The organism is Hymenobacter terrigena (assembly GCF_054776515.1).
In genome coordinates this window covers 1312614-1333701 of record NZ_BAAHBU010000002.1, presented here as the reverse complement: position 1 = coordinate 1333701, position 21088 = coordinate 1312614, and the positions used below count along the sequence as shown (strand labels likewise).

The 21088-nt window shown below is 58.9% G+C and carries 24 protein-coding genes; 7 read left to right on the top strand and 17 right to left on the bottom strand.

What is annotated here, in order from left to right; all coding sequences use genetic code 11:
* Positions 1-80: 80 nt before the first annotated feature.
* The 3 genes from ACYU7Q_RS12470 to ACYU7Q_RS12460 form a co-directional block, all read right to left on the bottom strand.
* A complete protein-coding gene (locus ACYU7Q_RS12470; RefSeq protein ID WP_460609753.1) occupies positions 81-509 on the bottom strand; it encodes a CsbD family protein in 429 nt (142 codons plus the stop codon).
* A 243-nt stretch (positions 510-752) separates the two neighbouring features.
* Positions 753-1007 carry a hypothetical protein gene (locus ACYU7Q_RS12465; RefSeq protein WP_460609752.1) on the bottom strand — a complete coding sequence of 85 codons (255 nt, stop codon included), beginning with the start codon at positions 1005-1007 and terminating at the stop codon, positions 753-755.
* Positions 1008-1196: 189 nt separating this feature from the next.
* Entirely contained in the window at positions 1197-1979 is a 783-nt protein-coding gene (locus ACYU7Q_RS12460; protein ID WP_460609751.1) for a hypothetical protein, read from the bottom strand.
* 198 nt (positions 1980-2177) lie between these two features.
* On the opposite strand from ACYU7Q_RS12460, the gene ACYU7Q_RS12455 reads away from it, so the two are divergent.
* Positions 2178-3737: a tetratricopeptide repeat protein gene (locus ACYU7Q_RS12455; protein ID WP_460609750.1), complete on the top strand. Its 1560-nt coding sequence runs from the start codon at positions 2178-2180 to the stop codon at positions 3735-3737.
* 70 nt (positions 3738-3807) lie between these two features.
* Here the strand turns inward: ACYU7Q_RS12455 and ACYU7Q_RS12450 are convergent, their stop codons facing one another.
* Entirely contained in the window at positions 3808-4206 is a 399-nt protein-coding gene (locus ACYU7Q_RS12450; protein ID WP_460609749.1) for a hypothetical protein, read from the bottom strand.
* Between the two features lie 179 nt (positions 4207-4385).
* On the opposite strand from ACYU7Q_RS12450, the gene ACYU7Q_RS12445 reads away from it, so the two are divergent.
* The 4 genes from ACYU7Q_RS12445 to ACYU7Q_RS12430 all read left to right on the top strand — a co-directional run bounded on the left by ACYU7Q_RS12445 (position 4386) and on the right by ACYU7Q_RS12430 (position 7361).
* Positions 4386-4787 carry a hypothetical protein gene (locus ACYU7Q_RS12445; RefSeq protein ID WP_460609748.1) on the top strand — a complete coding sequence of 134 codons (402 nt, stop codon included), beginning with the start codon at positions 4386-4388 and terminating at the stop codon, positions 4785-4787.
* 123 nt (positions 4788-4910) lie between these two features.
* Positions 4911-5930, top strand: coding sequence for a hypothetical protein (locus ACYU7Q_RS12440; RefSeq protein ID WP_460609747.1), 1020 nt, complete (start codon positions 4911-4913; stop codon positions 5928-5930).
* Positions 5931-5995: 65 nt separating this feature from the next.
* Complete coding sequence (locus ACYU7Q_RS12435; RefSeq protein ID WP_460609746.1) at positions 5996-7042, top strand: DUF3089 domain-containing protein; 1047 nt, start codon at positions 5996-5998, stop codon at positions 7040-7042.
* 49 nt (positions 7043-7091) lie between these two features.
* On the top strand, positions 7092-7361 hold the full coding sequence (locus ACYU7Q_RS12430) for a hypothetical protein (protein ID WP_460609745.1): 270 nt from the start codon (positions 7092-7094) through the stop codon (positions 7359-7361).
* A gap of 61 nt (positions 7362-7422) precedes the next feature.
* Here the strand turns inward: ACYU7Q_RS12430 and tsf are convergent, their stop codons facing one another.
* From tsf to rplM, 4 genes are all read right to left on the bottom strand, one after another.
* Positions 7423-8259 (bottom strand): translation elongation factor Ts, encoded by an 837-nt coding sequence (gene tsf, locus ACYU7Q_RS12425; RefSeq protein WP_460609744.1) that lies wholly within the window; start codon positions 8257-8259, stop codon positions 7423-7425.
* Positions 8260-8411: 152 nt separating this feature from the next.
* Positions 8412-9179 (bottom strand): 30S ribosomal protein S2, encoded by a 768-nt coding sequence (rpsB, locus tag ACYU7Q_RS12420; protein ID WP_201977389.1) that lies wholly within the window; start codon positions 9177-9179, stop codon positions 8412-8414.
* Positions 9180-9197: 18 nt separating this feature from the next.
* The gene (rpsI, locus tag ACYU7Q_RS12415; protein ID WP_198069873.1) at positions 9198-9584 is read right to left on the bottom strand and encodes a 30S ribosomal protein S9; all 387 of its coding nucleotides are present in this window, start codon (positions 9582-9584) and stop codon (positions 9198-9200) included.
* A 36-nt stretch (positions 9585-9620) separates the two neighbouring features.
* A complete protein-coding gene (rplM, locus tag ACYU7Q_RS12410) occupies positions 9621-10073 on the bottom strand; it encodes a large ribosomal subunit protein uL13 (RefSeq protein WP_460609743.1) in 453 nt (150 codons plus the stop codon).
* A 260-nt stretch (positions 10074-10333) separates the two neighbouring features.
* Between rplM and ACYU7Q_RS12405 the strand changes: the two genes are divergently transcribed.
* Positions 10334-11806 (top strand): hypothetical protein, encoded by a 1473-nt coding sequence (locus ACYU7Q_RS12405; protein WP_460609742.1) that lies wholly within the window; start codon positions 10334-10336, stop codon positions 11804-11806.
* A 35-nt stretch (positions 11807-11841) separates the two neighbouring features.
* On the opposite strand, the gene ACYU7Q_RS12400 is transcribed toward ACYU7Q_RS12405, so the two are convergent.
* From ACYU7Q_RS12400 to recA, 6 genes are all read right to left on the bottom strand, one after another.
* On the bottom strand, positions 11842-12555 hold the full coding sequence (locus tag ACYU7Q_RS12400) for an RluA family pseudouridine synthase (protein WP_460609741.1): 714 nt from the start codon (positions 12553-12555) through the stop codon (positions 11842-11844).
* A 25-nt stretch (positions 12556-12580) separates the two neighbouring features.
* Positions 12581-13651: a sensor histidine kinase gene (locus tag ACYU7Q_RS12395; protein ID WP_460609740.1), complete on the bottom strand. Its 1071-nt coding sequence runs from the start codon at positions 13649-13651 to the stop codon at positions 12581-12583.
* A gap of 140 nt (positions 13652-13791) precedes the next feature.
* Positions 13792-14487, bottom strand: coding sequence for a response regulator transcription factor (locus ACYU7Q_RS12390; protein WP_460609739.1), 696 nt, complete (start codon positions 14485-14487; stop codon positions 13792-13794).
* A 74-nt stretch (positions 14488-14561) separates the two neighbouring features.
* On the bottom strand, positions 14562-15233 hold the full coding sequence (locus tag ACYU7Q_RS12385) for a hypothetical protein (RefSeq protein WP_460609738.1): 672 nt from the start codon (positions 15231-15233) through the stop codon (positions 14562-14564).
* 73 nt (positions 15234-15306) lie between these two features.
* Positions 15307-16125: a DUF3108 domain-containing protein gene (locus ACYU7Q_RS12380; RefSeq protein ID WP_460609737.1), complete on the bottom strand. Its 819-nt coding sequence runs from the start codon at positions 16123-16125 to the stop codon at positions 15307-15309.
* A gap of 147 nt (positions 16126-16272) precedes the next feature.
* Complete coding sequence (gene recA / locus ACYU7Q_RS12375) at positions 16273-17325, bottom strand: recombinase RecA (RefSeq protein ID WP_460609890.1); 1053 nt, start codon at positions 17323-17325, stop codon at positions 16273-16275.
* A gap of 406 nt (positions 17326-17731) precedes the next feature.
* On the opposite strand from recA, the gene ACYU7Q_RS12370 reads away from it, so the two are divergent.
* A complete protein-coding gene (locus tag ACYU7Q_RS12370) occupies positions 17732-18793 on the top strand; it encodes a hypothetical protein (RefSeq protein ID WP_460609736.1) in 1062 nt (353 codons plus the stop codon).
* Positions 18794-18801: 8 nt separating this feature from the next.
* On the opposite strand, the gene ACYU7Q_RS12365 is transcribed toward ACYU7Q_RS12370, so the two are convergent.
* From ACYU7Q_RS12365 to ACYU7Q_RS12355, 3 genes are all read right to left on the bottom strand, one after another.
* Positions 18802-19350, bottom strand: coding sequence for a GNAT family N-acetyltransferase (locus ACYU7Q_RS12365; RefSeq protein WP_460609735.1), 549 nt, complete (start codon positions 19348-19350; stop codon positions 18802-18804).
* Positions 19351-19419: 69 nt separating this feature from the next.
* The gene (locus ACYU7Q_RS12360; RefSeq protein WP_460609734.1) at positions 19420-19845 is read right to left on the bottom strand and encodes a hypothetical protein; all 426 of its coding nucleotides are present in this window, start codon (positions 19843-19845) and stop codon (positions 19420-19422) included.
* 135 nt (positions 19846-19980) lie between these two features.
* Positions 19981-20946, bottom strand: a complete 966-nt coding sequence (locus ACYU7Q_RS12355; protein WP_460609733.1) for an AAA family ATPase — start codon at positions 20944-20946, stop codon at positions 19981-19983.
* Positions 20947-21088 lie beyond the last annotated feature (142 nt).

The window sequence follows — 21088 nt, the reverse complement described above, 5'->3', positions numbered from 1 at the left end:
GTTTCCAGAAGGGGCTTTTTGGTGCTGAAGCAATACGGTATGGATTGGAAGCCGCGTTACTTCATCGGATAAGGAATGCGTTAGAACGTGCGCTGGAACCAGCCTTTGATGTCATCAATAGCATGGCCAGTTTTCTCTTGCAAGCGGCCGAACCACTCATCCTGTTGGCCTTCGTTGTACGTCAGGTCGTCGTCGGTCAGGTTGCCCCACTTCTGCTTGGCCTGGCCTTTAATCTGGTTCCAGTCGCCACGAGCCCGGTATTCGGTACCGGTCGTCGAAGCCGTCGCGTTATCAGTCTTTTCGTTGAACCAGTTCTTGATGTTGTCGATGGTTTCGCCGGTTTTCTCTTGCAGTCGGCCAAACCACTCGTCCTGTTTGCCTTCGGTGTAGGTCAGGTCGTCATCGGTCAGGTTCGACCACTTCTGCTTGGCGGCACCCTTCAATTGGTTCCAGTTGCCACGGGCCCGCAGTTCGGTATTGTCGCTGATGTTATTCTGATTAACGTCCATGATTGAAAAGGAGGTTTAGTTAGAAAGAAATGAGGGTGGGAAGAGGTGTAATTGTTGGGCTTGTACGCAGGCGTTTTTGGGCGCGTTGAGGCCACGGGCCGAATGCCGAAATCTTACACCTTCTGCCCGGCGCACGGCATGTCTGCTCTGGGCTTTGCCCGGCCAGTTACCCCACAAAAAAGCCCCACTGCCAAGACAGTGGGGCTTCTGGACACACAGCCGTGCTATACGGCCGTATTATGCCTATTTCTGGGGCGTAGCGGGCGTTTTTTCAATCACGCCATTAGCGGGCTTGTCCATTACTACGGCGGTATCACCGGGTTCGCGGGCCATATCGGCTTTGGCGCTGTCCACGGCGCCTTCCATTTTGTCGCCAGCTTCCGAAGCAGCGTTTTCGGTGGTGGTAGCCGCTTCGTTGGCTTTTTTCTCGGAGCACGAAGTGGTAGCGAAGGTTGCAAAAGCAGCTACGGCGAGCAAGGTTTTGAAGGAAGTTTTCATAAGAAAATTGAAGAATGAGGAGAATGATTTCGCGCCTTAATCAACAACTTTCTAAAAGGTAACCCCCGCGCAGATTCATTGGCTTTCGATTTTAATATCCCAATCTTACGAACCAACTGCTTACGGTTGAGCTTGGAAGGGTAATCGCAAAGGCCACTTGGCAGGTGCCTTGAAAGCTAAGAATACCCCCTAGCGGTGCCGGGCATTGAACCCAAGCATCAGGCTGACGCGGGCGCCCCCGTTGCCCGGCACCACGGCCAGGTTCACGGGAAAGTTGATGCCGTTGGAGCGAAACGAGGTGCCCATGGCCAGCACCAGGTTGGCGCCCAGCGGCGTCAGGTTCGGGCCCACGCCAAACTCAAAGCCCTTGGCTCCGCGGATGCCCAACAGCCCACTGATGCTGGGCAGAAACTTGCCCTGCTCCAACCCGCCCACCAGCGGCACAAATTCGGCCAGCCCGCTCACCCCGTTGGGCATCCGAAACAGGCGGCTCTCGAACTGCCAGCCAAACTGCGTCAGGAAGGGGTTGAGGTCGGGCATGCTTTCGCGGGCCCTATCCAGCACACCGGCCGATAGCACGGTGAAGCCAATGCGCGGGCCATCGAGCCGAATGGGCTCGTCCAAAATGGCATCATCGGGTGCCGCATTGCTGATGGTGGGCACTTCGGCTGGAAAGGCCGTGCTCGTCGCCGCCGCTGGCACAGGTATTCCGCTACCCACCGCGGCCGGGGGCGCATTCAACACTTCCTTGGTGCCATTGGCGTAGCGAATCATGAACACATCGGTGCGCCAGATGCTGATGAGCGGGCCATCGGGGTTATCGGCACGGCGGTATTTGACTTCGGCCGGCGTGATTTCGACCACTTTCACCGCAACTTCGTCGCCGTTGCGCTTGGTGAGAAAGTCCTGGGCGTGGGCCGGGCCGGCCAGCAGCACCAGCAGGAAAAACAAGGAGAGTAGGCGTGCAAACATGGCGCAGGGGGCTAAGGGTGAAAACATGGCTAAAGGTGGCGCATTTATCAGCCGGCTTTCAACCGTATTTTGCACATTGTTAGACCTCAGGTAAAATGTTTTTGCTTGATTAAGTATCTGTGTGATAATGATTAGTATTTTGGTAAAAGGATATTAATTCGTGCCGCAAATAATCAAAAAAGTCTATCTTATGCATCCATGGACGACCTGCGTACCACGCTCCTCACCCTCAGCCCCGACGACCGGCGCGATTTCGGCCGCTTCATTCAGCGGCAGCGCCGCAAAACCGTCGGCCGCCTCGATTCGCGCCTCTACGAGTTGCTGGTGCGGGCCAAGGAGCTGAAAACCGAGCAGCTCATCGCCCAGCTCTACCCCGACGAGCCCAACCCCGTGGCCTACTACGCGCTGCGCAAGCGCCTCATGCGCCACCTCACCGACTACCTGCTGCTGCGCCAGCGCCAGCTCGACACCACGGCCGCCGCCACCGTGCGCGGCCACCTCACCCTGGCCCAATATCTTTTCGAGGCCGGCATCCCACGCCTGGCCTGGACCACCCTGCGCAAAGCCGAAAAGCTGGGCCGCGAAACCGAGCAGTACGAGCAGCTGAACGCCGTGTACAACCTCCAGATTCAGCACGCCGGGTCGCCCCACGCCGCGCCGCTCGATGAAATCCTGCTCCGCTACCGGGCCAACAAAAAGGCCGCCGATGAAGAAGAGCGCGCCAATATTGCCGATAGCCTGCTGCGCCAGCGCCTGCGCGAAGCGCGGGTGCGCGGCCGGGCTGCGGTGGCTGTCGATGCCATTTTGCAGCAGATTCTGGCGGAGTATGACTTGCAGGAGGCTTTCGCCCGCTCGCCCTCGCTGCTGAGCCGGCTCATGTCCATCACGCGCAGTGCCATGCTGGTGCGGCGCGATTTCACGTCGTTTGCCGTTTTCATTGAGCGCTGCTACAATCTCATGGAGCGCCGCCACGGCTTCGCGCCGGCCCAGCGCGGGCACCAGCTCAAGCTGCTCTACATGCTGGCCCACGCCTTGTACCGCTCGCGCCGCTTTGCCGAGTCGGTGGCGTACCTAGAAAAAGGCACCGCCCTGATGAGCGCCGGGCCGGGCCGGCAGTTCAGCGAGTTTGCGCCGCGCTTCACTTTCCTGCTGGCCGCCAATTACGCCTTTTTGCGCCGCAATGCCGAAAGCATTGGCCTGCTCGAAGCCGCTTTGCGCGGCCCCAAGCCCCTCGCTACCGCCGACGACCTCACGGCCCGTTTCCAGCTTACGTTCCACTACTTCGCCGAAGGCAAGTTTGCCAAAGCCAACCAGGCCCTGCTCAGCCTGGCCCGCACCGACCATTGGCTGGAGCAGCACCTCGGCCTGGAGTGGCTGCTGAACCGCAACATCGGCGAAATGCTCATCCAAATTGAACTCGACAACAGCGAGCTGGCCCTGAGCCGCCTGCGCGCCATCGAGCGCACCATCCGCGACCTGTTTCCGGCCGTGCCGGCCGATGCGGCCACCGCCACCGGGGCCGTGCCAGTCGGCGGCCCCTACCATCCCGTGCTCACCTACCTGAGTCTGGTGCGTGAGCTCATCGAAAACCCCGCCACCGCGCACGACCACGAATTTGGCAACCGCGTGACGCACCTGCCCCCGTTTATTTCCGAGGAACGCGAAGACTTGCAGGTCATCAGCTTCTATTCCTGGCTGCGCGCCCGCACCCTGGGCCGCCCATACTACGACGTGCTCCTGGAAATTGCCAATGCCTGAGTATTACGCATGAAAAAGCCCCGCGCAATCACTTGCACGGGGCTTTTTAAGCAATCAGGGCCAGCTGGAATTACTTCTTAGCGGCTTCTTTCATGTTCTCTTTGGTTTGCTGGGCCGATTTGGCAGCAGCGTCGCCCATGGCGTCCATTTTGGCACCGGCGGCGTTCATTTTGGCGTCCATCTTGGCACCGGCAGCGTCCATTTTAGCACCGGCTTTGTCGGCAGCGGCGTCCATTTTGGCACCGGCTTCCTGCGCACCTTCTTTCAGATTGGCCGAAGCGTTGTCGACGGCAGCGCCAGCGGCGGCACCGGCTTCGGTCGCCGTGGTGGCGCTGCTATCGGTGGTGACGGTAGCGGTGGTGCCTTCGGGCGTGGTGGTCGTGGTTTCGGTGGTTTTGGTTTGCTCGCAAGCGGTGGCGGTGAAGGCAACGGCAGCGGCTACGAAGAGGGCTTTAACGGAGATTTTCATGGTCGTTGGATTTGAGAGTGAGATTTGACGGTTAATCAACGAGCAGGAAAAAGGTAACCCGTGCGCGGGCGTAGCTGGATAATGCTCCGCCTCCGGGCCGGCCGAAGCAAACCGCCCAGCTAACTTTTATCGGCCCGTAGCAGTATAGCCCTCACGCATCTTTTCATTCTCGCATTCCCATGGATTCCACCGCCGCCACTCCGCAAACGCCCGCCACGCCCGCCGTGCCCATGGCCGTAAGCGACCAGCAAAACACTGCGCTGCTCGACGATACCATCACGTTCCTCACGGCCAGCACGCCCACCAACTCCGGCCCGCAGGGCCGCACCGAGGTCGAGCGCTGGACAGCCGTGCTGGCCGCTTCCGACCGTCCGGGATTGGCCAAAATCAAGCAGGAGCTCAGCCAGCTTAGCGATATGCTGGCCGATGCCAAAACGCCCGCCCACGACATCGCCGAAATCCTTGCCAGCCTGGGTGCCGAAACCGCCAAGGTAGCCGAAGAGGTCGGCGGAGATTATGCCGCCCCGCTCGAAAACCTGAGCAAGCAGCTCATCAAAGCCGGCAATACCCTCTCGAAGTAAGCCGTCGGCTGCATAGCCGTAACCATTGTAGCGCGAACTTTGTAGTTCGCGTCCCCGCGCCCCTGGAATATTCCGGCTGGCCGCGTGGCGACGCAAACCACCAAGTTCGCGCTATTGCTTTTTATGGCTCCATTATCTCCTGCCGACCTGCTGCCCTACGACCCGTTCGATGGCATGCGCTTCGGCCCCGAAACCTGCTTCCTCAGCGGCCAGCCCGTTGGCCCCGATGATACCGTTCCCATCTTCGCTGAGTGGCTGCAAAGCCGGTATAACCTGGCCGAGCGCCCCATTCAGCTCCTCGACCAGCGCACCGTCCTCATCAAAGATTTGCGTCTGCCTGCCGCCCCCGCCGCCCGCCAGCGCATCGAAGAGCTGGAGAGTAGGGTAGAGGCCGCCGCCGCGCAAGGCCCCGCCGCTTTACGCGCCCTCGGCGACGACACGCTATTCCTCTGGATGGGCAAAATGTTCTACGGCATTTTCATCACCGAGCTGCTGAACGAGTTCGAGCCGTTGATAAAACCCAAATACCCGCTGGCCGAAAATGCCGCGCTGGTGCGCCGCTTCCAAGCCTTCTTCCAGCTGCTGCAAGGCCTGCGCGTGCCCACCGAGTACGCCGATTTTGTGCCCGGCTCCGTCTTCGTCCTTGAAGCCGACCCGACCGAGGATGTGACGCCCTTCGAATACGACGACGACCTGAATACCCTCGTTTTTAGCATCAAACTCGATAAAACCGTGCTGGTAGCCTGCCTGGTCGATATCGGGCTTGTGGGCCAGGCCATGCGCAAAGTCTACGCCGACGCCCAGCGCCCCCTGCACCCGGTCCAGATTGCCGAGTTCAAGGCTCGTGTCTACTACGCCGCCCACCTCCTGCATGTCGTTCCGGATATCTACCCGCGCCACCCGCGCCCCGGCGACACCCAAATTGTCTTCGATGCCCTCATCGATGACGTGACCGGGGCCATCTTCAACCCCTGGGAGAACAGCGCCTATACCCAAGCCCTGGCCGAAATGTGGCAGCGCTGGAACATCACCCTCGCCGACGTAGTAGCCAAACCCGCCGAGCCGCTGAGCCTGCTCTACGACGAAGCCGGCCAGCCCCGGCAGCTGACGCATTGGCCGGCGGCTGGAAAGGTGAATCCATAAACTACCGTCATGTTTCGGCTGCGCGGACGCCAGATGAGCATGATTCGTTGTACTAGAAAATCATTGTGCTACCATCTCGCCTGCGTACTGCGCTGATTGTATTGCTGCTCTTGCCGCTTAATGGTTGCATCAGGCTGCTGCTCAAGCCGGGCCGGGGTTTTGAGAAATACACGCCCCCACCCGCGCCCGACTACGCCCAGGCCGGCAGCTGGGCCGCCCTGCCCACCCGGCGCGATTCGGCCGATGCCATACCGTGCCATTCTACGCTGCGCGATGCGCAGGCTACGGCCGCCGTCGATGTGTTCTTCGTGCACCCCACCACTTACTATTCCCCCCGAAATTGGAACGCCGATGTGCGTAAAAAATGGCTGAATAAATACACCGACCGTAGCACCATCAAGCAACAGGCCAGCGTGTTCAACGCCACCGGCCGCATCTACGCGCCGCGCTACCGCCAAGCCACGCTCTTTTCCTTCCTCGACAAAGAACCCAACGGCCAGAAAGCCCTGGAACTGGCCTACTCCGACGTGCGGGCCTCCTTCCAATACTACCTCACGCACTACAACCAGGGCCGCCCGTTCATCATCGCCAGCCACAGCCAGGGCACCGGCCACGCCACGCGCCTGCTCCACGAATTCTTCGACAAAGCCACCCCGCTGCGCCGCCAGCTTGTGGCCGCCTACCTCATCGGTTTCCAGGTGAAGCCCAATGAATTCCTTACCATCAAGCCCTGCGCCGACTCGCTGGCCACCGACTGCTTCGTTGCCTACAACACCTCCGATGCCGGCCACGAATCGGCCATGTTCCAGCCCAGCATCGCCATCAATCCCCTCACCTGGACGCTCGATTCCACCCTGGCCCCGGCCAGCCTCAACCGCGGCGCGGTAAGCATCCGCTTCAAGCACGTCCACCCCAATTTCACCGATGCCCAGGTTCACCACGGCCAGCTTTGGGTACACGCGCCCCGGTTCAAAGGCTTCCCGCACTTCCCGCCCTCCGGCAAGAAGAAGCTGCGCTACTCCCGCCACATCGCCGACTACGCCCTGTTCTACATGAACATCCGCGAGAACTCCCAGGCGCGGGTGCGGGCGTGGCAGAAAATCAAGCCATAATTCAAAAGTGGGCCTATCTTCCTTACTAATCTAGAGACTAGCAAGCCCAATGAAATTTACCGTTGAAGGAAAGAACTACGAAATAATTATTGCCAGCGACGTTAACACGCGCGATGGCATCGGCTGTGAGTTGTGGGATGTAAATAAGGATGAATTACTTCTGGAAATATTTCGTGATGACACTTTAAAACGCCTTTCATTTTACACATCTAGAGCTATAGATTTTCCTCTCGAAGTTCTTGACCTTGCGATGCAAGCATTCAATGAAATCCCGGGACGAACATTCATCGATTACGGCTCGCCCGAATACAACCAATAAAAATGAAAAGCCCCGCCGGCTCTATGCCAGCGGGGCTTTCCATTCCAGCTAAAAACGGCAATTAAGCGCCGATAGCTACGCGCTTGAAGTCCGACACCGTCATGCCTTTCGACTTGCTGTCGAGCAGCTGGGCGATGGTCATCGAGCCGTCTTTCACGAACTCTTGGTTCAGCAAGGTCTGCTCTTTGTAGAACTTGTTCAGCTTGCCTTGGGCAATTTTCTCCAGCATTGCCTCGGGCTTGCCTTCGGCACGCGCCTGCTCTTTGCCGATTTCGATTTCGCGCTCCACCGTAGCCGAGTCCACACCGTCTTTGTCAACGGCAACGGGCTTCATGGCCACGATTTGCATGGCCACGTCGCGGCCCACGGCAGCCACGTCGGCCGAGCCCACGTTCTTCAGGCCCACGAGTACGCCTTTCTTGCTGTCGGAGTGGATGTACGTAGCCACTTTCTCGGCGGTGAGGGTGGTGTAGGTCAGGTCCAGCTTCTCGCCAATCTTGCCGGTCAGGTCGGTGATGTGCTCCTGAATGGTCAGGCCATCGTCCTCTTTCACGGCCAACAGCTCTTCTTTGGTGGTGGCGTTGGTGCGCACGGCGGCATCGAGGATGCGCTGCACCAACTCACGGAAGTTTGCCACTTTGGCTACCGACTCGGTTTCGCAAGCCAGGGCCACCAGTTTACCATTGGTGCCATCTTCGCTCACGGCCACGGCCACGAAGCCTTCCGACGTCGTGTTCTCGGCGCGCTTGTCAGCAATTTTCTGACCGGCTTTGCGCAGAATGTCGCGCGCAGCTTCGAAGTCGCCATCGGCTTCGGTCAGGGCTTTTTTGCAATCCATCATGCCGGCACCGGTCATGGTGCGGAGCTTGTTTACGTCTGCGGCGGTAATAGCGGCCATTGGAAGTAGCGCGGACTTTTAGTCCGCGAATTAAGTGAATGGTTGTTATTGAAAAGGTCGCGGACTAAAAGTCCGCGTTACGAAAAGAAAAAGGGAACCTCCGGAGCCTAGACTACTCGAAGGTTCCCTTTTTTCAAAGAGCTCAGAAGGGATTATTCTTCGTCAGCAGCCGTTTTTTCGGCAATGGCAGCCTCGTCGGCTTCCTTGCGGTCGGCGTCTTCTTTGTCAACTTTGCGCTCCGACAGGCCGTCTTCGATGGCTTTGCCAATCACGCTCACGATGAGCTGAATCGACTTCGAGGCATCGTCGTTGGCAGGAATCGGGAACTGCACCAACTCAGGGTTCGAGTTGGTGTCGCAGATAGCGAACACCGGAATACCCAGTTTGTGAGCTTCTTTCACGGCGATGTGCTCGCGCTTCACGTCTACTACGAACAGAGCAGCGGGCAGACGGCCGAGGTCGGCGATACCGCCGAGCACGCGGTCGAGCTTCTCGCGCTCGCGCTGCATCATCAGTTTCTCGCGCTTAGCCAGTGCGGCGTAGGCGGTGTTCTCCTTCACCATCTTGTCGATGGTGGCCATCTTCTTCAGGCTCTTGCGAACCGTGGCGAAGTTGGTGAGCATGCCACCCAACCACCGGTCGGTCACGAAAGGCATCTTCAAACGCTCGGCTTCCGTCGTAACGATTTCCTGCGCCTGCTTTTTCGTGGCTACGAACATGATTTTGCGGCCACTCTTCGCGATGTTGCGAATAGCTTGGGCTGCGTAATCCAACGAAACCAGCGTTTTGTTGAGGTCAATGATGTGGATGCCGTTCTTCTCCATGAAGATGTACGGCGCCATTTTGGGGTCCCACTTGCGGGTGAGGTGACCAAAATGGGCACCTGCGTCGAGCAGGTCCTTATAGGTAGTCTGGGCCATGATGTATTTCCTCCTGGATTAGCGTTTCGAGAACTGGAACGAACGACGAGCCTTGCGCTTGCCGAATTTCTTGCGTTCCACCATGCGCGGGTCGCGGGTCATGAAGCCTTCCTTCTTGAGAGCAGGACGAACTTCTTCGTTGTCGCTAACCAGAGCCTTGGTGATAGCCAAGCGGATGGCCTCAGCCTGAGCCGAAATGCCGCCGCCGCGCACGTTCACCTTGATGTCGTACTGGCCGACTTGCTCGAGGATTGCCAGGGGTTGGTTCACTACGTTCTCCAGCAACTCGTTGCTGAAGTACGATTTCATGTCCCGGTCATTGATAGTGATATTCCCTTGCCCGGCCTGCATGTAAATGCGGGCCACCGAGGTTTTTCTTCTACCAGAGGTGTTGGTAATTGCCATTAGTGGAAAAAATTAAAGAGCGTAAGCCGTCGTGGCTTACAGGTTTTTCAGTTCGATGGCCACGGGCTGCTGTGCCTCGTGGGGATGCTCGTTGCCGGCGTACACGTACAGGTTGCGGTACTGAGCCGAGCCGAGCTTGTTGCCTTGCAGCATGCCTTTCACGGCGTGCTCAATTACACGACGCGAGTCGCGGTTCATTTGCTCGCGCACCGTGCGACGCTTCTGGCCGCCGGGGTAGCCCGAGTGCGTGATGTAGACCTTCTCGGTCATTTTTTTGCCCGTTACGCGCAGGTTATCGGCGTTGATAACGATGACGTTGTCGCCGCAATCAGCGTTGGGCGTAAAAGAAGGCTTGTGCTTGCCGCGCAGAATGTTGGCAATCTGGCTGGCAACGCGGCCCAGAGGGGCGACGCTGGCGTCTACGATAACCCAGCTCTTCTGGGCGTTGGCCTTATTGACGTGGGTCGTCTTGAAGCTCAGGTGGTCCATGAGTCGAAAAAAAGGTATGCTAAACTATTGAATAAGAGTACGGAGCCGCTAGGGCTTCGGGAAAAACGGACACAAAGGTACTGATTTATCGGGAAATAGGCAAACGTGGCGCAGTAGTTTTTCTGGGAAAGCTTGTGGCGAGCCGTTCAGCAGGATTCGAAATTTATATTTAACGCTACCGTCCCGACTGCCAACCGATGAGGGGACGTAAAGGATTAAGTAGCGGTTCCTTGGGTGCAGGCGTACTTTTACGGTCTGCCATGCCTATACTTTCCACTGCCGCTGTGCCGGTTTCCACTATTTCTATCCGCCGCGCCCGGCTGCTGCTGGCTGGGCTGTTCGCCGTATCTCTCATCGTGGCCTTTTTCACCAAAGGCACGCATGATTCCGGCGATAGCATCAATCATTACCTGTTTGCCCGCTACGCATTCGCGCACCCGCTCAATTTTCTGGATTCATGGGCCAAGCCGCTGCTTACGCTGCTGGCGGCCGGGCCGGCGCAGGCTGGCTTTATGGGGATGAAGGCGTTTCAGTGTGTGGTGGTAGCGGCTTCGGCCTGGTGCGCTTTTCGAATTGCGCAGGCGTTGCGCCTGCCCGCGCCGGAGTTGGCCATTTTGTTCGCCTACGCGGCCCCCGATTATTTCCTGATTCAGTTTTCCGGCCTCACCGAGCCGCTGTTTGGGTTGGTGCTGGTGGCGGCGGTGTGGCTGGCCGTGGCCGGCCGGCCGGGGTGGTCGGCAGCGGTGGTTTCGTTTCTGCCGTTTGCCCGCTCCGAGGGCTTTATCCTGATTGGCATTTGGGTCGTGTACCTGGCGTGGCAGCGGCAATGGCGCAGCTTGCCGCTGCTGCTGCTAGGGTATGTGCTGTACACGGTGATTGGTGGGCTGGCTTTCGGCGAATTGGGCTGGGTGTTTGGGCACAATCCGTACGGTACGGTGTCGGGGTATGGGCACGGCGAGTGGAACCACTTTCTGCGTAACATTCCCAATCTGCTGGGCTGGGTGCTCACGGTTTTGTTTGGGCTGGGAGGTGCCCGCATGGTGCGCGACCTGGGCCAACCGGCCCGGCGCGAATTCCCATTGTTTCCCGCCGAATTGCTGCTGATATATGGCAACATCACGGTATTTGTGGCCGCTCATACCATCTTCTGGGCCATGGGCTTGTTCAATTCGGCAGGGCTGGCGCGGGTGCTGGCTGGCATTGCGCCCCTAGCGGCAGTGGTAGCCTTAAACGGTCTGGCCCTACTCACGGAATGGGCCCGCACCGAAACAGCTCGCCGGCGCATACGGCTGGTGGCCACCGTGGCGGTCGTGGGCTGGGTGTTTACCGGGGCCCGCAACGCCATCCGGCCCGCGCGCGATTTCAGCCGTGCGCCCGACCAGGAACTGGCGCAGCGGGCCGCCGAATGGCTGCACCAGGCATATGCCGGGCAGCCGCTGCCGCCCATTGCATTTGAGGCTCCCTACCTGGCCCCCGCGCTTGGGGCCGACCCGTTTGATGCCGTCCGCCGCCCGCCTTTAACCAAGGACTGGCGCCCCATCCTGGAGACGTTACCAGTGAATTCGCTGGTGGTCTGGGACGACGTGTACGCTCGGACTGAAGCCCACATTCCGCTGGAAATGTTGCAGCAGGACTCCGCATTCCGCCTGCGCTGGCAGGATTCTATCATTCGGGACGCCAGCCATCCGGACCGGGGGATTTGCCAACTGGCGGTTTTTGAGCGAATTAAATAAGCTCGCTGCGCAGGCCGTGGCGTCGGCCGTTGGGGTTACGTCAGCTGCCGCAGCGTGTCCACCAGCACCCGAAAATCCTTTGGATACGGCGCTTCTACGCTGATTTCTTCGCCGTTCAGGCCGCTAAACTGCAGCTTGAGGGCGTGCAGGGCAAACCGTTTGATGAACGGTTGCTCTTCCTCGCCCTCTTTCATATTGAACTTCTTCTTCAGCGAAGACAAGTAAAAATCCTCCCCGCCGTAGTCCTTGTCGCCAATAATTGGGGCCTGCAAATACATCAGGTGCAGGCGAATCTGGTGCATGCGGCCGGTGACGGGCTCGCAGAGGATGAGCGAGTGGCGGGTGAAGTTTTCGAGGGTGGTGAAGTAGGTTTCGGCGGGCTTGCCCTTGAAAGCGAGGCGCGCTTTGCCGCGAGAAGTGGTTTCGATGCTGCGCTCCACCAGCTGGTGGTCGAACTGCGGGGTGCCCCATACCACGGCGTGGTATTGCTTTTTCACTTCCCGGTTTTCGAACTGCATGGCCAGGTGGCGGTAGGCGGCCGGGTTTTTGGCGAAGGCCAGCGCGCCGCTGGTTTCGCGGTCGAGGCGGTGGGCCGCCTGAATGTCATCGTGGTGCTGGCGGGCCAGGCGCAGCATGTTGGGCGCCCCACCCACCCGCTCATCGAGCGTGGCCAGAAACGGCGGCTTGTTGACAACGAGGTAGTCGTCGTTTTCGAAAATAACGAGGTCGGAGAAATTTGGGAGCTTCATAAGAGGCCACAAAGGTACGACGGCCTCAGGCCGCGCTTCCCACGGCGCCGCTTTTGGGCTTATTCAGCTTGAATTCCAGCGTGGTGCCTTCGCCCACGGTGCTTTTTACCTTGATGGTGGACTTGTGTGCCTCCACAATGTGCTTGCTAATAGCGAGGCCCAGCCCGGAACCGCCCGACTCGCGCGAGCGGCTCTTGTCAATGCGATAAAACCGCTCGAAAATGCGGCCTTGGTGCTCAGGAGCGATGCCCGCGCCGTCGTCGCGCACGGCAATGCGCACCGAACGGCCGCTTTCGACCAGCGAAACGACCACGCGTCCTTTATCACGGCCGTACTTGATGGCATTGTCAATCAGGTTGATGAGGACCTGGCGGATGCGGTTACGGTCGGCTACCACCAGCAAGCCAGTTTCGGGCAGGCTGGGCGGGAATAGCTCCAGGTGGGTGCCGCGCCGGGCGGCCTGCTGCTCCAACAGCTCGAAGATTTCGCGCACCAGCACAATCAAATCGAAGCGCTGGCGGCGCATGCGCACCACGCCTTTTTCGAGCTGGGCGATGGTGACCAGGTCCTGCACCAGCGCATCAAGGGTATCGAGGCTGGCGGCAGCTTTGCGTAGAAACTTGCGACGGGTGGCCAGGTCGATTTCGTCGTCCTCGTCGTCGAGAATGGTGTGCACGAAGCCCTGGGCGGCAAAAAGCGGGGTCTTGAGCTCGTGCGATACGTCGGCCAGAAACTCGCGGCGCAGGGCCTGCAGGCGCACCAGTTCATCCAATTCCTGCTGGCGGCGCTCGGCCATTTGCAGGATTTCGTCGCGCACGCGCTTCACCGGCTCGGGCCGGAACAGAAATTTGTTGCTTAGCTTCTTGAATTCCTTGCGTTTGATGTGCTCCAATCCCGCGTAAATCCCGTTGATTTCGCGAAAAATTAAGGCTTCAAACGACAGGTAAATCAACAGAAAACAAGCCGCCACCGTGATGCCCGCCGCCAGGAAAGCTTCCCGGAATGGCAGCGTGGGCCCAATGCGGGCATACGTGGTGAGCACACCCGCCACCAGCAGCGCAATGAGGATGGCAATGGTGCGAGAGGAGAGGTTCATTGGTGTAGTGAATAATTGAAAAAGCACGTCATGCAGAGCGTAGCCAAGCATCTTGCGTGCAATAATAAAATTACTGCCTGCGGGCAAGATGCTTGGCTACGCTCTGCATGACGTGCTTTCGTCAGCACATCCTTCCAAACTCAGTCGGCGTTGAACTTGTAGCCCACGCCCTTGATGGTCTGGATGTGGTGGTCGCCCACTTTCTCGCGCACTTTGCGCACGTGCACGTCCACGGTGCGGGCCAGCACAAACACGTCGTTGCCCCAGATGTTCTGGAGCAGCTCTTCGCGGTTGAACACCTTGTGAGGCGAGGCGGCCAGGAAGGCCAGCAGCTCGAATTCCTTCTTAGGCAGGCTGATTTTTTTGCCGTCCTGATACACGGCGAAGGCCGTGCGGTCGATGCGCAGGCCGTTGATATCGATGGCATCCACGGCGGCGTGGGGGTCCTGGTCGCGGCGCTTCACGGCGGCCAGGCGGCCGAGCAGGGCGCGCGGCTTGATGGGCTTGGCGATGAAGTCATCGGCACCGGCCTCGAAGGCGGCTACTTCGGAAAACTCCTCGGCCCGGGCCGTCAGGAACAGAATGTAGGTGTCCTTGAACTTGGGATTTTCGCGCAGCAGGCGGCAGGCGGCAATGCCGTCGAGGTTGGGCATCATCACGTCGAGCAGGATGATGTCGGGGTGAAAGTCGGCGGCTACGTCCAGGGCTTTGCGACCGTCGGAAGCGGAGGCGGTTTGGTAGCCTTCTTTCTTCAGGTTGAACTCCAGCAACTCGACAATGTCCGGGTCATCATCAACCACGAGAATCTTGTACACGGGCGTTTTGGCAGCAGTCACGGCGTTGGGGGCTTAGGTAAAGCGAGACAGGCAATGTTTCCACAAAAGTACCGCTCCCGACGGCCGGCGTCATGTTACGATTGTGTGACGCCCGGTATCCGCTGCGGTGGGAGGCACAGCGCTACGATGAAGAACCCATTTAGAAAGGCGTACAACAGGGCGTGAATGGCCCAAAGGTTCAGGCTTAGCGCTTTGGAATGAAACAGGACCAGGTTGCTGGTAAGAAAAATCAGGCTATTGGCCGAGAAATACAGCAGCACCCCCGCCGACACCCAGAACATGGGTTCGCGCTCCAATGGTGCCAAGGATACGGGCAGGGTGGTGAGCACGCGCCGATAATACAGCCCCACCAGCACCAGCATGGCCACGCTCTCGATGAAATGCTGAATGGGACTGAATTCAACCGTGCCCATCCGGGGCCAGCACGTGAGCGCCGTGCCCACCACAAACAGGCCGATGCCCACCGGCAGGTAGCGAGCCACGGGATGCGGCCACAGCGCCCGCCGGTACATCAGGCCCAGCAGCGTAAACTCGATGGCGGTATCGATGGGGGCCAGAAACAGGTTGGGCCGATGGTGACGCTGAAACCACATCGCCACCGCCGTTACCAGCAAAGCCAGCCACGACAGCCACACCAAGTAGCGCCGCGTGGCCTCGTACCGGCGGTACCGCACCAGGCCCACCACGCACGCCACCACGAGCGGAGCCGGGGAAAAATTGACAATAAGAAGCGGGATGGCATCCATGGCTACCACGAAAGTAACCCGTTAGGCCAGGCCGGCAATAGGTTATGAAGAATGGATGAGCGGCCTGATAGGCTTAATTAGCCAGGTTCAGCTTCCACTTCAGGCCCTGGTAGCGTACCATGTCCACCTTCACGGTGCCTACAAACATCTCGGCCTGAAAAAGCACCGGAATCTTGTTCCGGTCGTCGGAGAGGTAGACGGAAATGGCATTTTCGCCCCGAAACAGCTTGTTGTTCGGCATCTTGGGCACCAGCTTGAAGGCGCGCACGTCGCCGGCCTTGGTTTCCACTACCTCGCGGCCCTTGTACACCACGTCCAGAATAAAATTGTCGCCGTCGAAGTAGCCGGGCATGCGCACCACGTCGCCCACTTTCATGCGGTCGAAGTTGAGGGTGCGCAGGTAATAAAAGCCGCTCACGAGCTCCAGCGTGTTGTTGGCCACCTTCACGGTGGTGTGCTTGGGGTTGTCCTTGTTGTGGTCCTGCACCTCGACCACGTCGCGTAGGTGGTCGAAATCGACGGTTTCCTTCTTGCGGTAATTCTTCTCGGCAATGTCGCGCTGGGCGCGGATGGGCAGGATGCTGGTGGTGTCGATGTAGGCGCGCCACTGGTCGCGGATGCGCAGGAAAAAATCGAACGAGCCGGTGGTTTTGCCGCTCACGGTGGCTTTGTAGCAGGGCCGGTCGTTGACGCGCTCCAGGCCGCCCGCCGTTTCCACCGTGGCTTCGCCGCCGTTGATGAGGCCGTAGTGCACGGTGTACTTAATGGTTTCGCCGCGTCCGAAGCTGGACTGTGGAATGCTGCGTACGGCATCGCCCGGGCCCGTTGCGAGCTGCGCGGAGGCCAGCAAGGCGAGGATAGCAGGAGTAAGAAATAACCAGCGGCGCGTCATATCGATAACTATAATAAAAAGAAGGGGCGGCCTGACCCTAGACAAACGTAATGCCAGCCCCGGAGCTAAGGTAAAGGTACGAACATAAAAAAAGCCCGTTGCGATTTGCAACGGGCTTTGGATTATTTGCGGAAGGCGCAACGGTGCTTACAGCGTGTCTTCGCCGTCGTCCTCGATGCTCATGTCGACGGGAATTACGTCCTCGTCGCCCTTGGCCATGGTGCGGATTTTACCTTCGATTTCGGCCGCCAGCTCGGGGTTATCGAGCAGCAGGGTTTTCACGGCTTCGCGGCCCTGGCCAATTTTCGTGTCGCCGTAGTTGAACCACGAACCCGACTTGCCGATGATGCCCATGTCGACGCCAAGGTCCACAATCTCACCGACTTTCGAAATGCCTTGGCCGTAGATGATGTCGAACTCGACCACTTTAAAGGGTGGCGCTACTTTGTTCTTCACCACCTTCACCTTGGTGCGGTTGCCGGTCACGTTGTCCTTGTCCTCCTTGATTTGGCCGATGCGGCGGATATCAAGACGCACGGAAGCGTAGAATTTCAGGGCGTTACCACCGGTGGTGGTTTCGGGCGAGCCGAACATCACGCCGATTTTCTCACGCAGCTGGTTGATGAAGATGCAGCAGCAGCCGGTTTTGTTGATGGTGCCGGTGAGCTTGCGCAGGGCCTGGCTCATGAGGCGGGCGTGGAGGCCCACTTTCGAGTCGCCCATGTCGCCTTCGAGTTCGCCTTTCGGTACGAGGGCGGCCACGGAGTCAATGACGATGATGTCAATCGCACCCGAGGAAATCAGCTGGTCGGCGATTTCGAGGGCTTGCTCGCCGTTGTCGGGCTGGGCGATGAGCAGGTTGCTCGTGTCAATGCCCAACTTTTCGGCGTAGGATTTGTCGAAGGCGTGCTCGGCGTCGATGAACGCGGCCATACCGCCTTTCTTCTGCGCTTCAGCAATCATGTGCATCGTGAGCGTGGTCTTACCCGAAGATTCCGGGCCGTAGATTTCAATCACGCGGCCACGGGGCACGCCGCCAATACCGAGGGCAATGTCCAGCGAAAGCGAACCGGTGCTGATGCTTGGAATGTCGCCCACCTTGTTGTCGGAGAGCTTCATGACCGTGCCTTTGCCGTAGGCTTTGTCCAGCTTGTCGAGCGTGAGCTGGAGGGCTTTCATTTTTTCGGCAGCGACGTTCATATCGCCTTTCTCCGCTTTTTCAACTTTGTCAGCTTTTGGAGCCGCTTTGGTAGCTAGTGCCATGAGGGGGTGTTTGAGAAAAAGGAATTAGGTTTGGTAAAGTTAACGGTTTTGGCCGGGCTGCAATCGAATAATTCTATTCTTTAGCAAAAGCCCCGAATGGGCTGTTTTGCGGCGGCTTTTTCTAACACAGAGGTTAGTGATTTGGTGCCGTTGAGAGGCGAAATATATGAGGAATTATCTAAAAATATTAGTTGGGCTTGTGGCTGTGCTAATTAGAGTGGAAACAGCACAGGCGCAGTTGGATAATCGGGCGTTTACATCAGTTGAACCGGGTGCTGAAAGAGGCGACCACGAAATAGTACCTGACTTTGAAGATTCACTGGGGATAGTAACGGTTTCTACAATGAGGTACTCGCCAGCACGTCGTGGGGACCTGCGCATTTCCCTCAACGCCTTCACCTTCTTCAAGGACAACGAATACTTCAACAAGATTGTGGACGGCTACACGCTGTTCGGCACGCAACTAAACCCACAGCTGGTCTATTATCCCAATAAAGACCTGCGCCTCGAAGCCGGCGTGTTGCTCTGGAAGGATTTTGGTAACCCGCAATTGAAACAGGTGCGGCCCACGTACCGCGCCACCTGGACCACGGGGCACCACCAATTCATTCTGGGTAACATCCGAGCCAACCTCAACCACAATTACATTGAGCCGCTCTTCAACTTTGAGCGGGTAATGCTAAACCCACTGGAAGAAGGCTTGCAGTATCGTTATCTCGGCAACAAGCTGTTCGTAGATGCGTGGGTGGACTGGCAGCGGCAGCAGTACCGCTACAGCAACTATCAGGAGGAAATTGCGGGCGGCCTTAGCAGCAGCTACCGGCTCAGTAGCGACGGAAGCAATTGGCAGGTAATAGTGCCGTTCCAATTCACGGCCATTCACCACGGCGGGCAGATTGATACGCTTGACAAGCCGCTGCAAACCTTGTTCAACGAAGCCGTCGGGATTGAGGCGCGCCGCTCGTTTAACAATTCAAAAATTCAGGCTTTCCGCTTCAACGGCTACGTGCTCGGCTTTCAGGACAACTCGCCCACGCAAGGCCAGAACCCCTTCAAATACGGCCGGGGCCTGTACCTGAACACCACCCTCGAAACCCGTTATGCCGATGTGATGCTGAGCTACTGGCAGGGCTCGCGCTTCATCGCGCCGCTGGGGGGCGACTTGTACCAGAGTGTCTCGCGCACGGTGTCGAACCCCGATTACCTGGACCGCCAGCGCAAAATTCTGCTGGTGCGGCTGCTGCGCGACTTCCGCATTTCCGACGCGGCGGCCCTCACCGTGCGCGTCGAGCCGCTCTACGATTTCAACGCCCAACTGATGGATTTCTCGTTCGGCGTGTACCTCAATTTTCGGCAGGAATGGCTGCTTGGCAACGTGGGCCGGCGCGTGCGGGTGGGGCAATAGCCTGTGTGCTACGATTCCCGCGCCAGCCAGAAACGGCAGATTTGACTCAGCACATCGGAATTGCGGAACCAGAGCGGGCGCTTGGGCGGCGGCTCTTGCTGGAAGCCCACCGCGCGAGCCACGGCTTGCCCGCGCTCATTGCCCAGAAAGCAGCGCACCAGCAGCCGTTGGCTGCCCACCGCCTCAAAGCCAAAGTTGATGACGGCGGCCAGGGCCTCGCGGGCGTAGCCGTGGCCCTCGGCGGTGGCGGCCAGGTAGTAGCCAATTTCGGCCTGGCCTTTTTGCTGGGGCATGAGGCAGATGTCGCCTACGTACTCGGCCGTGGCGCGGTGCCAGATGCCGAACACGTAGAAGCGCCCGGTGCGCCAATCCTCGGCGAAGGCACGCAACGAGACCACGGCATCTGCCACGGAGCGCACGGCCTGCAGGCGGTCGGGAAAGGAGGGCTGGAAGCGGGGGCGGTCGGCATGCAACAGCGCGAAGAACGCGTCGGCGTCGGCCGACTCGTAGGGGCGCAGGCAGAGGCGTTCGGTGTAGAGCGGGGCGCGGGACAGCATAACAGCGTACTACGGAAAAAGGGCCGCCTCCGTGCCCGGAAACGGCCCTTTCACAAGAAATTAAACGGGCTATTTGTTCAGGCCCACGTACTGGCTGGGGCTGCCCAAGGCCTGCTGGGTACGCATCACGTTCACCTGCCGGGCAGCTTCGTTGAAGAATTCGAGGCGGCGGATGAGCATTTCCTTCACCAGTACCCGGCCTTCGGGCGTGCGCATGGTGCCGCGCTTATCGGCCAGCACGCGCAGCATGGCGGCCAGCGTCTGGCCTTCGTGCTTCATGAATTGCTGCTGGAATTCGGCCAGCCGGGCCACGCCGCTCGCGCTGAGGGTGAAGTCCTCGCCGGCGCCTTGGTTCAGTACCTCGCACAGCACATAGACTTCGATGGGCAGGCTGGTTTCGAGGGCCGTGGTGCGCAGGTCAAGGCCAGCGGCCAGGGCGTCGAGGATGATGCGCACGTTGCGCTCAAATTGCTGATAGTAGGCTTGGGCTTCCATATTAGGGACTTGGGGCAATGAGGCTGCAAAGAACGTCATGCAGAGCGTAGCGAAGCACCTTTACTGCAACAGTAAATGATTACTGGTGGCGGGCAAGATGCTTCGCTACGCTCTGCATGACGTTCAGCGAAGCCTTTACAGTAACTCTTTCACAATCTGCTCCACGCCGATGCCTTCGGCTTCGGCTTTGAAGTTGCGCACGAGGCGGTGGCGCAATATGGGCACGGCCACGGCGCGCACGTCCTCAATGTCGGGCGAGTACTTGCCGTTGAGCAGGGCGTTGCACTTCGCACCTACAATGAGGTGCTGCGAGGCGCGGGGACCTGCTCCCCACTCCAGCAACTGGTTGGTGCGCGAGGCGGCGCGTTCGGTGTTGGGGCGGGTTTTGTGCACGAGGCCCACGGCGTATTCCACCACGTTGTCGGCCACCGGCACGCGGCGAACCAACTCCTGGAAAGCCTGAATGTCGGCGGCGTGGAGCACCTTGTTCACGGTCTGTTTGCGGTCCGAAGTCGTTTGCTTCACGATGTTCAGCTCCTCGGCATAGGTTGGGTAGCCCAACTCAATGTTAAACATAAAGCGGTCGAGCTGCGCCTCGGGCAGGGGGTAAGTGCCTTCCTGCTCGATGGGGTTCTGCGTCGCCAGTACGAAGAACGGGCGGCCGAGCGGGTACCGCTGCCCGGCCACCGTCACTGCATACTCCTGCATGCTTTCGAGCAGGGCGGCCTGGGTTTTGGGCGGCGTCCGGTTGATTTCGTCGGCCAGAATGATGTTGGCGAAAATTGGGCCTTTCACGAAGTGAAAATCCCGCTGCTGGTTCATCGTTTCCGAGCCTACGATGTCCGAAGGCATCAAATCGGGCGTGAACTGGATGCGGTTGAATGACAAATCCAGCGAGTCGGCAATGGTCTGAATCAGCAGGGTTTTAGCCAGTCCGGGCACGCCCACCAGCAGGCTGTGGCCCTGCGAAAAAACAGCCGTAAGCACCAGCCGCACTACCTCGTCCTGCCCCACGATGACCTTGCCAATCTCCTGGCGCAGCTTCTGGAAGGAGGCGGCCAGGGCGTCGGCGGCTTCTTTGTCGTTTTGGAATTGAGCCATTCGGGAGAGTTATGGGAAGAAGAAAGAAAGTCTGTCATCCTGAGCGGAGCGAAGGACCTTATCACGTTAGTGCAACTCGTAGTAAACTAACGGTGCAAGCGTGATAAGGTCCTTCGCTCCGCTCAGGATGACAGACTGTGAA

What these genes read in the sequence shown, in the direction of transcription:
- recA (WP_460609890.1), bottom strand. Translation starts at nt 17,325, where the DNA reads ATGAACGTCGCTGCCGAAAAAATGAAAGCCCTCCAGCTCACGCTCGAC.
- ACYU7Q_RS12445 (WP_460609748.1), top strand. Translation starts at nt 4,386, where the DNA reads ATGGATTCCACCGCCGCCACTCCGCAAACGCCCGCCACGCCCGCCGTG.
- tsf (WP_460609744.1), bottom strand. Translation starts at nt 8,259, where the DNA reads ATGGCCGCTATTACCGCCGCAGACGTAAACAAGCTCCGCACCATGACC.
- ACYU7Q_RS12355 (WP_460609733.1), bottom strand. Translation starts at nt 20,946, where the DNA reads ATGGCTCAATTCCAAAACGACAAAGAAGCCGCCGACGCCCTGGCCGCC.
- ACYU7Q_RS12400 (WP_460609741.1), bottom strand. Translation starts at nt 12,555, where the DNA reads ATGAAGCTCCCAAATTTCTCCGACCTCGTTATTTTCGAAAACGACGAC.
- ACYU7Q_RS12465 (WP_460609752.1), bottom strand. Translation starts at nt 1,007, where the DNA reads ATGAAAACTTCCTTCAAAACCTTGCTCGCCGTAGCTGCTTTTGCAACC.
- ACYU7Q_RS12385 (WP_460609738.1), bottom strand. Translation starts at nt 15,233, where the DNA reads ATGGATGCCATCCCGCTTCTTATTGTCAATTTTTCCCCGGCTCCGCTC.
- ACYU7Q_RS12450 (WP_460609749.1), bottom strand. Translation starts at nt 4,206, where the DNA reads ATGAAAATCTCCGTTAAAGCCCTCTTCGTAGCCGCTGCCGTTGCCTTC.
- rpsI (WP_198069873.1), bottom strand. Translation starts at nt 9,584, where the DNA reads ATGGCAATTACCAACACCTCTGGTAGAAGAAAAACCTCGGTGGCCCGC.
- ACYU7Q_RS12440 (WP_460609747.1), top strand. Translation starts at nt 4,911, where the DNA reads ATGGCTCCATTATCTCCTGCCGACCTGCTGCCCTACGACCCGTTCGAT.
- ACYU7Q_RS12365 (WP_460609735.1), bottom strand. Translation starts at nt 19,350, where the DNA reads ATGCTGTCCCGCGCCCCGCTCTACACCGAACGCCTCTGCCTGCGCCCC.
- ACYU7Q_RS12380 (WP_460609737.1), bottom strand. Translation starts at nt 16,125, where the DNA reads ATGACGCGCCGCTGGTTATTTCTTACTCCTGCTATCCTCGCCTTGCTG.
- ACYU7Q_RS12405 (WP_460609742.1), top strand. Translation starts at nt 10,334, where the DNA reads ATGCCTATACTTTCCACTGCCGCTGTGCCGGTTTCCACTATTTCTATC.
- rpsB (WP_201977389.1), bottom strand. Translation starts at nt 9,179, where the DNA reads ATGGCCCAGACTACCTATAAGGACCTGCTCGACGCAGGTGCCCATTTT.
- ACYU7Q_RS12370 (WP_460609736.1), top strand. Translation starts at nt 17,732, where the DNA reads ATGAGGTACTCGCCAGCACGTCGTGGGGACCTGCGCATTTCCCTCAAC.
- rplM (WP_460609743.1), bottom strand. Translation starts at nt 10,073, where the DNA reads ATGGACCACCTGAGCTTCAAGACGACCCACGTCAATAAGGCCAACGCC.
- ACYU7Q_RS12360 (WP_460609734.1), bottom strand. Translation starts at nt 19,845, where the DNA reads ATGGAAGCCCAAGCCTACTATCAGCAATTTGAGCGCAACGTGCGCATC.
- ACYU7Q_RS12460 (WP_460609751.1), bottom strand. Translation starts at nt 1,979, where the DNA reads ATGTTTGCACGCCTACTCTCCTTGTTTTTCCTGCTGGTGCTGCTGGCC.
- ACYU7Q_RS12470 (WP_460609753.1), bottom strand. Translation starts at nt 509, where the DNA reads ATGGACGTTAATCAGAATAACATCAGCGACAATACCGAACTGCGGGCC.
- ACYU7Q_RS12455 (WP_460609750.1), top strand. Translation starts at nt 2,178, where the DNA reads ATGGACGACCTGCGTACCACGCTCCTCACCCTCAGCCCCGACGACCGG.
- ACYU7Q_RS12395 (WP_460609740.1), bottom strand. Translation starts at nt 13,651, where the DNA reads ATGAACCTCTCCTCTCGCACCATTGCCATCCTCATTGCGCTGCTGGTG.
- ACYU7Q_RS12430 (WP_460609745.1), top strand. Translation starts at nt 7,092, where the DNA reads ATGAAATTTACCGTTGAAGGAAAGAACTACGAAATAATTATTGCCAGC.